A 13,425-nucleotide genomic window follows, 5' to 3' on the forward strand; every position below is an offset into this window, starting at 1 on the left:
TTATACAATGAGCAAACAGAAATCAAACTTATCAGAAAATATTCGTTCCTACCTGATTATTACAATTGGTTTATTTATTGGTTCAATAGCATGGACTGGTTTTATAATTCCTGCAGGAATTGTAGGTTCAGGTGTAAGTGGAATTGCAACCATGATTTATTTCGTAAGCGGAATAAAAGTAGGTTACAGTGTATTTTTAATCAATACAGTTTTCCTGCTTGTGTCCTTACGTATACTTGGCTTCTCTTTTGGAATTAAAACATTATATGGCATTACCGTCATTTCTTTTTTCCTTTGGTTATTTCAATCCATTATTACTGAACCTTTGGTTTCAGATCGATTTATGTGCTCAATTATAGGTGGTATTATGGCTGGTGCAGGTGCAGGAATGATCCTTTCCAGAGGGGGAAGTACCGGTGGAACTGACATTCTTGCCATGATAATCAACAAGTACAAAAATTATAGTCCAGGACAACTTCTTCTAACAATTGATGTGGTAATAATCTCTTCATCGTATTTTTTAGAAAATTCCATTGAACAGGTGGTATACGGATTTGTAACAATGGGCGTAAGTGCTTATGTAGTCGATATGATTATTGAAGGAAGTAAGCAGTCTGTTCAAATTATAATTTTCACACAAAAACCTGAATTAATTCGAAAAGAAGTAATTCATAATTTAGATCAAGGACTTACAGTAATAAATGCTACAGGAGGTTACAGTAACCAAGATGTTAAAATTCTGATGGTATTGGCAAAAAAACGCGATTCGCAGACCATTTTAAAAATGATAAAGCATGTAGATCCTGATGCATTCATATCTATGGGTAGTGTAATGGGTGTTTACGGTCAAGGTTTCGACAAAATCAAATCCTAAAACTTAAAAAAGCTTAAATCATGTAATCTCTGTCCTTTCATGTTGTATGACTATAAAAACAGTTATACCTTTAGGCTCAAATTCAAAATTTCCGAAATGAAAAAGTTCTTCAACTATAAAACTCTCATTATTGCAACGCTTATTTTAATAGGCCTATTACTTTTAAAAAAATTTAAATCAGATGTACCTGAAGAAGTAAAAAGTAATAATCATGAGATGATTGATTCCACGCAATTGGTACCAATCAATATAAAATACGGATTTGCAATTGATGATTTTGATGTTGAAGAAAGCAAGGTTAAGAAAAATCAGAGTTTGTCTACAATATTAAGACAATACGATGTTTCGTATGCAGCAATCGATAAAATTGCAAAAAAAGCCAAAAATGTTTTTAATGTAAGAAGAATAAAATCGGGACAAGAATATTCTGTTTTGTTCTCAAAAGACAGCGTAAGAACTCCAGAATATTTTGTATACGAGAACACACCAGTAGAGTATATTGTATTTGATTTACGTGATACTTTGCATGTATACAAAGGGGAAAAAGAGATCATTTATAAGCGTAAGCAAATTAAAGGAACCATTGAGAGTTCCCTTTGGAATGCTATGGTGGAAGCTCAAGCTGATCCTATTTTATCCATCGAATTATCTGAAATTTATGCCTGGACTATAGATTTCTTTGGTATAGGTAAAGGCGATGAATTCAATATCATTTATGAAGAAGCTTTTGTAGGTGATGAATCAATACATGATATCAAAGTACTAGCTGCCAATTTTATTCATCACAAATCAGATAATTATGCATTTGCCTTTAAAGAAGGAGAAAAAAATGGTTTTTTTGATGAAGAAGGAAAAAGCTTGCAGAAAGCATTCTTAAAAGCTCCTTTGCGTTTTTCAAGAATCAGCTCAAGGTTTTCTAACCGCAGATACCATCCTGTACTAAAAAGATATAGAGCCCATCATGGCGTTGATTATGCAGCTCCAACAGGAACTCCTGTTCACAGTATTGGCGACGGTGTAATTATTAAAAAAGGTTATCAGAAAAATGGTGGCGGAAGATATTTAAAAATCAAACACAACAGTGTATACACCACAACCTATATGCATTTATCCAGATTTGCCAAAGGAATGAATTCAGGGGTTAGGGTAAAACAGGGGCAAACCATCGCATATGTTGGTTCTTCCGGATTATCAACAGGACCACATCTCGATTTCAGAGTTTTCAAAAATGGCAGTCCAATTAATCCATTAAAAATGAAATCTCCTCCTGTAGCTCCTGTTAAGACAGAGAATAGAGCTCAATTTGAAATCCTTAAAAACAAATTGATGAAAGAATTAAATGGTTTAGATAGTATTCCGGAGCCATCAATACCAGATTCTTTAAACAATACTCTGTCTCTCAATAAGTAAAAGACAGTTTAAAAATAATAGAGCAATTACTTTAAAGTAATTGCTCTATTATTTTAGGGAAATGTTCATATTCTAATTTGTGAACTTTATTTGCAACATCCTCAGCAGTATCATTAGGTTCTACCGAACACTTGGCCTGAAACACAATTTCACCTTCATCATATTTCTCACTTACCATATGTATGGTAATTCCTGATTCTGTTTCCTGATTTTCAACCACCGATTCGTGAACATTCATACCATACATCCCTTTTCCTCCATATTTTGGCAATAAAGCTGGATGAATATTTACGATTCTATCCGGAAATTCCCGCAACAAATTAGCTGGTATCAGCCATAAAAAACCAGCCAATACTATAAAATCAACTTTCTTTTCTTTTAAATAATCCACCACTTTTGATGTATCTTTAAAGTCTGATCTTGAAAAAACTAAAGAAGGAAGTTTTAACTTTTCTGCTCGATTTAGGACAAAAGCATTAGGATTATTTGTGAGAACGCAAGCAATCTCAACATTTGAATTATTTTTAAAATGCATTGCTATATTTTCGACATTAGTGCCTGAACCTGAAGCAAATAAGGCAATTCTTTTCATGATGAATTTGTTGTTTAAATGGTATGCTCAAAGGTATATAAAAGCCATTGGATGTAAAATAATTTCGCTAGAAAAGGAAAAAGAATTACATTTGTCCCCAACTTTGTGAAAAAGATTTGAATTTTTTCAAGTAAATTTATTTCTTTGCACAGTTGAAAATTAATTAGTTTAATATTAATCATTTAAAATTTAAAGTTATGTCTGATATTGCATCTAGAGTAAAAGCTATCATTGTTGATAAGTTGGGTGTAGACGAAACTGAAGTAACTCCAGAAGCTAGCTTCACTAACGATCTAGGAGCTGACTCATTGGATACAGTTGAGCTAATCATGGAATTCGAAAAAGAGTTTAACATCGCTATTCCAGATGATCAAGCAGAAAACATCGGTACAGTAGGTGACGCTGTTTCTTACATCGAAGAAAACGCTAAGTAATTATTAACCAGACCCTTTTTTATGGAATTTAGAAGAGTAGTTGTAACTGGGCTCGGAACAATTAACCCAATTGGTAACAGTGTTGCCGAATATTGGGAGAATTTGGAGAATGGTGTAAGCGGTTCTGGAATGATCACTCATTTCGATGCTTCAAAATTCAAGACTCAGTTCGCTTGCGAAGTTAAAAATTTCGATCCTACAGAGCATTTTGATCGCAAAGAGGTTCGCAAACTGGATTTATATACTCAGTATGCACTAGTAGCTGTTAAAGAAGCTATGGCTGATTGTGATTTAGATCTTGAATCGGAAGATTTAACCAAAGCCGGAGTAATTTGGGGTTCTGGTATCGGCGGTATTAAAACTTTCTTAGATGAAGTTAAAGGATATGCAAACGGGGATGGAACTCCTCGTTTCTCTCCGTTTTTCATTCCTAAGATGATTTCGGATATTGCTGCCGGCCATATTTCGATGAAGTATGGATTCCAAGGACCAAACTACGGTACAGTTTCTGCATGCGCCTCCTCTTCACACGCAATTATTGATGCGATGAACTACATCCGTCTAGGTAAAGCTGATGTCTTTATCACAGGTGGATCTGAAGCATCAGTAAATGAAGCAGGATTAGGTGGTTTTAATTCAATGCAGGCATTGTCAACTAACAATGAGGAATATCAAACTGCATCTCGTCCTTTCTGTAAATCTCGTGACGGTTTCGTTATGGGTGAAGGAGCAGGCTGTTTAATTCTTGAAGAATACGAACATGCCAAAGCACGAGGAGCTAAAATTTATGCTGAAGTTGTTGGTGGAGGAATGTCCGGTGATGCATATCACCTTACTGCAACTCACCCTGAAGGTAGAGGAGCCATTAACTCAATGAAAATGGCTTTGAATGACGCTGACTTGAAACCAGAAGATATCGACTATATCAATGTTCACGGAACATCAACTCCAGTTGGTGATATTCCTGAAACTAAGGCGGTACAAACTGTTTTCGGCGAGCATGCATATAAATTAAACATTAGTTCTACAAAATCGATGACAGGACACTTGTTAGGTGCTGCAGGATCGGTTGAAGCAATTGCTAGTATCTTAGCAATCAACAACCAAATAGTTCCTCCTACCATAAACCACAAGGAGAAAGATCCAGAAATCGATGAAAGGCTAAACCTTACACTTCACAAAGCTCAGAAGCGCGAAATTAGAGCTGCTTTGAGTAATACTTTTGGTTTTGGCGGACACAATGCATCCGTAATTTTCAAATCATTTAGTGAATAATTTGTGATTAAGTCTATTATTCAATCCATAAAACTTTTTTTCTTTCCAAGGAGGGAGTTTTATGGATTGTTATTTGATTTTCTAGGGTTTTATCCTAACAAACCCGACCTGTATGAATTGGCTTTCATACACAAATCGGCCAGTATCCCTAAGGATGGCTTCAACATGAATAATGAACGTCTGGAATATCTGGGCGATGCAATTCTTGGTGCCGTAATCGCCGATATTCTTTATAAATATTTCCCCAACAAAGACGAAGGTTTTCTTACTCAAATTCGTTCTAAAATTGTTAGCCGGGAATCGCTTAACAAGCTAGCTCTAAAAATTGGCTTGGACAATCATGTAATATCCAATGTAAATATGAATAACAATAAACATATTTATGGAGATGCATTCGAGGCCTTAATTGGTGCAATTTATCTTGACCAGGGATACCTTAAAACCCGTACTTTTATCGAAGATAAGATCTTCAAAAAATATATCAATTTGGAAGAGGTTGTAACTGTAGAAACCAACTTTAAGAGCAAATTGATTGAATGGGCTCAAAAGAACAAAAAAGATGTCTACTTCGACACACAAGAAGACGGTGTTGATAAAACATTACGCTTGCCTTTATTTATTTCTGAAGTTGAAGTTGAAGAGGTTAAAATGGGTAAAGGCATTGGGACTTCTAAGAAAGAAGCTCAGCAAAAAGCAGCCCGCGAAGCTTTAAAGAGAATCAACCAGAAAGAGTTGGCATCCTAATTCTATCTATCTTTTGTATTGTTGATGTTTTTCAGGTTTAAGTTGACCTGACAAGACTTGCTATGTAGAATTGTAAGATTCTTTTGGTGAACTATAGGTACAAAAAAAGGACGGTAACCACAACCGCCCTTTCATCTAACTATTAACCAAAATTTTTAATCAAGGAGATTGTTCCTTATAGATTCGCTCTCCGATAGCAAATATAGTATCAAATTATAAACTTCAAATACCTTTTCAGTAAAAATTTGTTAAAATAACGAATTTTTGCCTTAATTATAATCAGTCCTAATTTAGAAAAGCTTTTTCATTAAAAATTCCTAAAATTCTGATCAATAACAAACTTATACAACTCTTGTGTTAAAGATTGTTAAGTCGTAATTGTAGGATGATGATTTTTTTATCTTTGTATACGTGAAACAAGCATGATTAAAAACACACTACAATAATTGTTTTTATCTTGCAACTTCCTCCCAATAATAATCGGGATGACTAGTGGAAGAAAACAAAAAAAGATGAATCAGAAATACATTTGGTTAGTTACGATTGTTTTATGTATATCATTATTTGGATTAATATTAGTCCAAATTAAATATTACCAATCGGCATCAAAACTTAAAGAAGAACAGTTTTCTTTAACTGTTAGCAAAGCCTTGGATCAGGTAGTTTCTAAGTTAGAGCATGATGAAGAGATGCAAATGATTCTAAAAGGCAATGGCTCTAATCATTCAAACATAGCAGGACATTCCGAACTAGCTTCAGGAAGTTCCACGATTTCTTTCACTATGGATCAAAAACATGATAAGGCCATTTTAAGTATCTCACATGAAAACAAAAATATCAATATAGACGAAGGATCATTAAATGGTGGGTTAACCAAATTTCAGGAGCAATTTAATAAAGCCTTAGCAAGTAGTGGAAATTATGGAGAATTTGCTAACAAATTAAAAAATGCAAACCTAAAACTTAGTGAACGTGTTGATCTTAAATCGCTACCCACTTTAATTGAGCAGAAGTTAAGAGATAATGGAATCAAATTAAATTTTGAGTATGCGGTAAAAGTGAATGGTATTAAGTTTGAAACTGCTTCAAAAAATTATTTTAGGAATCCTTCTGTGGAGAAATATACCAAACCACTGTTTCCAAACGATTTGTATTTTGCAAGAAAAAACATTTTACATGTTTATTTTCCTGGTCAGCAAAAGCACATGATTCAATATACCATGCTGTTTCCATCTTTCATTCTTACCTTGATTTTGATACTTTGCAGTGCTTTTACAATTTTCATCATCTTCCGCCAGAAGAAATTGTCGAAAATCAAAAATGATTTTATCAACAATATGACTCACGAGTTTAAAACTCCGATTTCAACAATATCATTGGCATCGCAAATGTTGAAAGATAATAGCGTTGAAACCACTCAAAGCTTTATTGATCATATTGCAAAAATCATAAATGATGAAAGTAAACGATTAACTTATCAGGTGGAAAAAGTGCTACAAATGGCAGTTTTTAACGAGGCCAGAATGAAGTTAAAGTTGAAACCTATAAGTGTTCATAAAATAATTCAAAATTTATTACCTAACTTTACTATTAGAGTAGAAGATAGAAATGGTAACATGTATCAAAATCTAGACGCTAGCCAGGATGTAATTATGGCTGACGAAGTTCATGTTAGCAATATTATCTCCAATCTGTTGGATAATGCAATCAAATATTGCAAAGACAGTCCAGAGATAAGTATCAGTACGCGAAATAAAGACAAAGGTATTGTTATTTCAATTACTGATAATGGCATTGGAATATCGAAAGAAGATCAAAAAATGGTTTTCGAACGATTTTTCCGTGTTCATACAGGAAATGTGCACAATGTTAAGGGATTTGGCTTAGGTTTATCCTATGTGAAAAAAGTAGTGGATGCACACAATGGTGAAGTAAATGTAGATAGTGTCCTCGAAAAGGGATCAAAATTTGAAGTATATCTTCCTTTAAAAAAATAGACGCAATGGAACAAGTTAAAATCTTATTAGCCGAGGATGATGCGAATCTAGGCCTTTTGCTTAAAGAATATTTAATTGCTAAAAATTATAACACTACTCTTTGCGAAGATGGTGATAAAGCCTATGATGAGTTTTTAAAAAACCCTTACGATCTGTGCATTTTTGATATCATGATGCCTCATCGAGATGGTTTTACACTTGCAAAGGATATTCGCTTAATCAATAGTGAAATTCCAATTATCTTCCTTACCGCAAAATCGATGAAAGAAGATGTTTTGGAAGGATTTAAACTTGGTGCCGATGATTACATGACCAAACCATTTAGCATGGAAGAACTTTTGGTAAGAATTGAAGCCGTTTTGAGAAGAACCGCAGGAGTTAAGCCGGAAATTAATCAGGAAGAATTTAAATTGGGTCGTTATACTTTTGATGCTAAAAAGCAATATTTGGTTGATGGAGATGAGACCATTAAACTAACAACCAAAGAATCAGAACTTTTAAAGTTACTTTGCAACAATGTAAATAAGGTATTGGAACGCAACCTGGCTTTAAAAACCATTTGGTCTGACGATAATTATTTTAATGCGCGTAGTATGGATGTTTACATTACCAAACTTCGTAAACACTTGAAAGAAGAGCCAAGCATTGAAATCATCAACGTTCACGGTAAAGGTTATAAACTGATAATGTAAAATCCACTAGATATCAAAAAAAGCTGCTTTTTAAAGCAGCTTTTTTTGATTATGAGAGGAAGAAACTACTCCTTTTGTTTCTTCGTTTTCTTTCTTTTAATCTTTTTCACCTCCTTGGCATCCTTCTCCTCCACGGTAACCTCAACATCAACTTCTTTATCTCCATGTTTTTCAATCCAAACATTATCTTCGCCTGAACTCTTTATTTTAATGATTTTCACGCCATCCTCATCAGTAATTTCAACGTCATCGGAATCTTGAATGATAATAATTTTTTCTGCTTTTTTGCCATGAAATGGAAGTACATTCAATTTGTGTTTATCCCCATGAAGCATTTCAATATGGATGTCTTTCGAAATACAAGAATCACCTGAATGGAAAATAAAACTTCCATCCTCATCCGAAAACTTAAATTTCTTCATCATTTTTATTGCATCCCCATCAAAAGTAGAATCGATATTAAAAACAAAGCTCTCAATCATTTTGGAATGCTTTCCATGCTTTTTATCATCTCCTGAATAACAAACCATATGCTTTCTCATTAAAGAATCTGGTACGCCCTTTAATTCTATAATTTTCATGATCTCATCATGATCTTTATGCTCGTGGAAAATCGTATCGATGACAGTTTCCTTTCCGTCTTCAATCACTTTCACCTTTACATGCACCTCATGTTTTTCCTTTTTCTTATCCTTCTCTTGAGCGAAAGTAACTTGTGACACCAATAACACGGCACAGCATAGGCTTAATAAGAGTCTAAATCGTTTCATAACAATTGCATTTAAATTTGACTTGAATTATCTACAACCTTAGTTCGGTTAAAAATATTCAGCACAGAAAATCAGATTTATTCAAGATTTAGTTTAAAAAAACTGAAAGAATACCGGGGTATTTTGAAGAGTTTTTAAGCTAAAGATTGGGTGAAGATGACTTTTCTCTCTGATTTCATTATTTTTTGCATAAATCGCTTCATATTTTTTCAAATTATCCCGATAGAACTTCTAAAATCTGAAACAATTTCTACTAAAAAATAAATGAAACTGTGTACATATTTTTAATCGAACTCAGGTTTTTATCAAATGTATGGCACAACTGAAAGAAAGGCAGTTAAGCTTTAGCTAAAAAGAGTTAAGGAAAGGTTAAAATACAGTGAACAATGATCAGTTACCAGTAAACAAACCATAAAAAAAGCTGCCCGAAAAATCGAACAGCTTTGTATATCTTTTTTAATGCTGACAGAATCATAGAAAGCTGTCTGATTAAATAGTTAGTCTAATTTAAGAACCGCAAGGAAAGCTTTCTGTGGAACTTCTACGTTACCTACCTGCTTCATACGCTTCTTCCCTTTTTTCTGCTTTTCCAAAAGTTTACGCTTACGTGTGATATCACCACCATAACATTTTGCGGTTACATCCTTACGAACAGCCTTAACAGTTTCACGAGAAATAATTTTGGCTCCAATTGCCCCTTGAATGGCAATATCAAACTGCTGTCTTGGGATCAATTCTTTTAGTTTCTCACACATTCTTCTACCAAATGCCTGTGCATTGTCAAAGTGAATTAAAGTAGAAAGTGCATCCACACCTTCTCCATTCAAAAGAATATCCAGCTTTACCAATTTGGCAGGCTTGAATCCAATCTGGAAATAATCGAAAGAAGCATAACCTTTCGAAATACTCTTCAGCTTATCGTAGAAATCGAATACAATCTCACCCAATGGCATTTCGTAAGTTAATTCTACCCTGTCGCTGGTCAAGTATTGTTGATTGGTCATCACACCACGTTTGCTCATACAAAGTGTCATCAACGGACCAACAAACTCCGATTTAGAGATAATCTGAGCTCGAATAAATGGTTCCTCAATATAATCCAATGCATTCGGATCGGGCATATCCGATGGATTGTGCATCTCGAACTCATCACCTTTCTTGGTGTGTGCAATATACGATACGTTAGGAACCGTAGTAATTACGTTCATATCGAACTCACGATCCAAACGTTCCTGTACAATTTCCATGTGCAATAGTCCCAGGAATCCACAACGGAATCCAAAACCAAGTGCCAATGACGATTCCGGCTCAAAAGTCAGTGAAGCATCATTCAACTTCAATTTCTCCATTGCTGCACGCAAGTCTTCATAATCTTCCGAATCGATTGGATAAACCCCGGCAAATACCATTGGCTTAACTTCCTCGAATCCTTCAATAGCTCCATCGCAAGGATTTGCTTTGTGCGTAATGGTATCACCTACCTTTACCTCGGTTGATGTTTTGATACCCGAAATGATATAACCTACATCACCCGTTTTCAGAACCTTTCTTGGTTCCTGAGTCAAACGTAGCACACCAATTTCATCGGCCTGGTATTCTTTTTCGGTATTCACAAATTTTACCAAATCACCTTTGCTAATTTCACCATTCAAAATACGAATGTAGGTAATGATACCACGGAACGAGTTGAACTCCGAATCGAAAATCAAAGCTTGCAGAGGTGCTTTCGGATCGCCCTCAGGAGCAGGAACACGGTCAACAATGGCTTCCAGGATTTCAGGAACTCCCTCACCGGTTTTTCCACTGGCTGCCAAAATCTCGCTCTCATCACATCCCAACAAATCTACAATCTGATCTTTCACATCCTCTGGATTCGCATTTGGCAAATCAATCTTGTTCAAGATTGGAATAATCTCCAAATCATTTTCAATTGCCAAGTAAAGATTTGATATGGTTTGTGCCTGAATTCCCTGAGTAGCATCAACAATCAATAATGCGCCTTCACAGGCAGCAATCGACCTCGATACCTCGTAAGAGAAGTCAACGTGACCTGGTGTGTCAATCAGGTTTAAGGTATACTTTTCTCCATCGCGCATGTAATCCATTTGGATTGCATGACTCTTTATGGTAATCCCACGCTCGCGCTCCAAATCCATATCATCTAGTACCTGCGCCTGCTTTTGGCGGTCGGTAATGGTGTTGGTAACGTCTAACAAACGATCCGCAAGGTAGATTTACCATGGTCGATGTGGGCTATGATGCAAAAATTTCGAATGTTCTTCATACTGTCAATTACGAATTACGAATTAGAAATTACGAATTGTATATCACAAATTACGAAAGCTTTTTGGTTCTATTCGCAATTGGTAATTATAAATTCCTAATTGAATCCGCAAAGATATTCAAATCCTTGGAATTTTGAGTATTTTACTTCGAATGATGATTGATTTTTACCTTCCTCGTATTAAGATTTCCGATCGTACAAACTACAAGTGACATTGCTGATTTGCAAATGTAAACCAAATCAATCCTTATATTGCAGAGCCATTATTTTGCTGAAAATACAATTGCAATGACGCGATTTGGGAAAACAATATTGAAAAATGTAATGTGAAACTCAGATATGAATGATTGACAAGAAAATTTGCTCTCAGAAATTGAAAGAAGAGCATTTTTCAATTGTAAAAGCTCTCAGAAACTCAGATTGGGGAAAAAACAAGCAGTAAGCATCTATCCTATTAAGAGATCAACAGAAGGTTTATTGCTTATTTCTAATAATAATGAACTCGAGTAAGAATACCATAATGTCCGGCCAAAATATCGCCATAAAAACACGAATTAATTTGCTTAAGGCGAAATTACCGAATCCAGACTTCAATTAATATTCGAAAAGAATAAATACAAAAAAAAGCTATAAGCCATTTAAATAAAAATGAAATGTTCTACCCATATTAAAATATGGAATCACTGTGCTAAATATGCTCCTACTTTCTCACCAAATTCAAATACAAAAACTCCCACTAATGCCATAAAAATCAACAAATACGTTAAATTCTTTTTTGATAATTCTATTTTTTTAATCATTACCTTATTTCTATTTTAATTTCTTTTTTAATCTTGAACCTATCAACATTAAACTTTGTCCAGAACTAATTGCTATCAGCCCCATTACTATGAATACAATATCATCTCCCATTAGAACTTTCAATATCAGATATAAGCCTAAAGCAGATAATAAAGTGGAAAACACAGACAGGAGTGTAACAATACTTTTCTTCATAAAGTTATTCCATTAATATTACTTACATGTACACATTAGTTCCTTTATCCATAGAAAAGTAACCCATAAATATGATAAATTTTTCTGTATTTTTACTAGAACACAATTATTACACTACTACCCAATTGCTTATAAAAGTTATTTTTTGGTAGGGTAAAAATCAAAAATATCGGTTCAGAAGTAAATGAGCTCAGAAAATTAAACTTTAGAATTATAAATTTTACCATTACAAAATTAGTTTGACCACATAATTGTTCACTCCTATATTTAAGAATGATTATTTGCGATTGCTAATCCCGAAAGAAATCGGGAACATATGGAAACTAAAAAATATCAAAATGAAAAAACTATCATCTATATTATTAGCTGGATTGGCAATGTCGCTTTTTTCTTGTGACAATCATGATGATGTTGAAGAAATTAAGCCTGAAGAACAAGTTGTATTGAACAACGATATCGAAACGGTAATCACTACGGAAGAAGCATCGGAAAGCGTAATGGAAGTTGCTGATTATGAAGTAGACCTTTTCTCTTTCATGGAAAGTGAATATACTGAACCTACAACGAGTACGAAACAAGGATCCTACAATTACTATGGTAATTTTGCAAGAGAATGGCAGCGTTACAAAGGTGAAAAAATGCCAGAGATTTCTATTGAATTTGCAGAAGATGGAAGATTCCCTATGACAATTACAATTGAATATGATTCAATTGAACTGTATAATAATGACAAAATTATTGATGGTGTTATTAAGATTGTAATGACAGCAGCTCCTTGGACCAGTGGTGCAGTTCGCGAAATTACAATGGATTTGGTAATAGATTCCGTTGAAATTAATGGAACCAAACGAATCGAGTTTACTGGTGAAAAAGGAGTTACCAAAAAATGGGAAATCACTAGTGACATTACCTTTACTTATCCTGATGGAACTGAATTAAGCCGAGTGGCTGAACGAACCAGAGAGTGGATTGCAGGTTTAGATACCAAGTGGGATTTAACTGATGATAAAATTCAAATTACAGGGAAGGTAACTTGCGTTGATACAGAACAAAATGAATATACCAAGCAAATTGATGAAGAAAACCCTTTAATTAGAATCGGAACATGTAGACTAATTGTTCAAGGAACAGTTATCTACTCACAAAATGGAGTAGAGTTTGCCAAATTCGATTATGGTGATGGTGAATGTGACAATGTAGCAACATATACCTACACAACTCCTGAAGGAGAAGAAGTAACTGAAACCATAGAAATTGGCAAACACACAAGAAACAAAAAGAAAGGTGATAACTAAAAATAAAATAATCAGGTTATAGATGCAAAAGGGTGCAGGAAAGTTATTTATTGCCCTGCACC

The 13,425-nt window shown here is 34.4% G+C and carries 11 protein-coding genes; 8 read left to right on the top strand and 3 right to left on the bottom strand.

Annotation, left to right across the window (positions count from 1 at the left end; translation table 11 throughout):
- The first annotated feature begins 7 nt into the window (after nucleotides 1-7).
- On the top strand, nucleotides 8-874 hold the full coding sequence (locus JCM15579_RS09085; RefSeq protein ID WP_054718911.1) for a YitT family protein: 867 nt from the start codon (nucleotides 8-10) through the stop codon (nucleotides 872-874).
- Between the two features lie 96 nt (nucleotides 875-970).
- Entirely contained in the window at nucleotides 971-2,284 is a 1,314-nt protein-coding gene (locus JCM15579_RS09090) for a M23 family metallopeptidase (RefSeq protein WP_054719024.1), read from the top strand.
- Nucleotides 2,285-2,315: 31 nt separating this feature from the next.
- On the opposite strand, the gene purN is transcribed toward JCM15579_RS09090, so the two are convergent.
- Nucleotides 2,316-2,876, bottom strand: coding sequence for a phosphoribosylglycinamide formyltransferase (purN, locus tag JCM15579_RS09095; protein WP_054718915.1), 561 nt, complete (start codon nucleotides 2,874-2,876; stop codon nucleotides 2,316-2,318).
- Nucleotides 2,877-3,073: 197 nt separating this feature from the next.
- Between purN and JCM15579_RS09100 the strand changes: the two genes are divergently transcribed.
- The 5 genes from JCM15579_RS09100 to rprY all read left to right on the top strand — a co-directional run bounded on the left by JCM15579_RS09100 (nucleotide 3,074) and on the right by rprY (nucleotide 8,018).
- Nucleotides 3,074-3,310, top strand: coding sequence for an acyl carrier protein (locus JCM15579_RS09100; RefSeq protein ID WP_054718918.1), 237 nt, complete (start codon nucleotides 3,074-3,076; stop codon nucleotides 3,308-3,310).
- Between the two features lie 21 nt (nucleotides 3,311-3,331).
- The gene (gene fabF / locus JCM15579_RS09105) at nucleotides 3,332-4,585 is read left to right on the top strand and encodes a beta-ketoacyl-ACP synthase II (RefSeq protein ID WP_054718921.1); all 1,254 of its coding nucleotides are present in this window, start codon (nucleotides 3,332-3,334) and stop codon (nucleotides 4,583-4,585) included.
- 3 nt (nucleotides 4,586-4,588) lie between these two features.
- On the top strand, nucleotides 4,589-5,329 hold the full coding sequence (gene rnc, locus JCM15579_RS09110) for a ribonuclease III (RefSeq protein WP_054718924.1): 741 nt from the start codon (nucleotides 4,589-4,591) through the stop codon (nucleotides 5,327-5,329).
- A gap of 512 nt (nucleotides 5,330-5,841) precedes the next feature.
- Complete coding sequence (locus tag JCM15579_RS09115) at nucleotides 5,842-7,326, top strand: sensor histidine kinase (protein ID WP_172677406.1); 1,485 nt, start codon at nucleotides 5,842-5,844, stop codon at nucleotides 7,324-7,326.
- A gap of 5 nt (nucleotides 7,327-7,331) precedes the next feature.
- Entirely contained in the window at nucleotides 7,332-8,018 is a 687-nt protein-coding gene (rprY, locus tag JCM15579_RS09120) for a response regulator transcription factor RprY (RefSeq protein WP_054718930.1), read from the top strand.
- A 65-nt stretch (nucleotides 8,019-8,083) separates the two neighbouring features.
- Here the strand turns inward: rprY and JCM15579_RS09125 are convergent, their stop codons facing one another.
- Nucleotides 8,084-8,788, bottom strand: a complete 705-nt coding sequence (locus JCM15579_RS09125; protein ID WP_157471407.1) for a hypothetical protein — start codon at nucleotides 8,786-8,788, stop codon at nucleotides 8,084-8,086.
- 497 nt (nucleotides 8,789-9,285) lie between these two features.
- Nucleotides 9,286-11,022 (bottom strand): translation elongation factor 4, encoded by a 1,737-nt coding sequence (lepA, locus tag JCM15579_RS09130; protein WP_444542998.1) that lies wholly within the window; start codon nucleotides 11,020-11,022, stop codon nucleotides 9,286-9,288.
- 1,384 nt (nucleotides 11,023-12,406) lie between these two features.
- On the opposite strand from lepA, the gene JCM15579_RS09140 reads away from it, so the two are divergent.
- Nucleotides 12,407-13,363 (top strand): cupredoxin domain-containing protein, encoded by a 957-nt coding sequence (locus tag JCM15579_RS09140; RefSeq protein WP_054718938.1) that lies wholly within the window; start codon nucleotides 12,407-12,409, stop codon nucleotides 13,361-13,363.
- Nucleotides 13,364-13,425: the final 62 nt, after the last annotated feature.

Source organism: Marinifilum fragile JCM 15579 (assembly GCF_001310955.1).
Lineage (GTDB): Bacteria > Bacteroidota > Bacteroidia > Bacteroidales > Marinifilaceae > Marinifilum > Marinifilum fragile.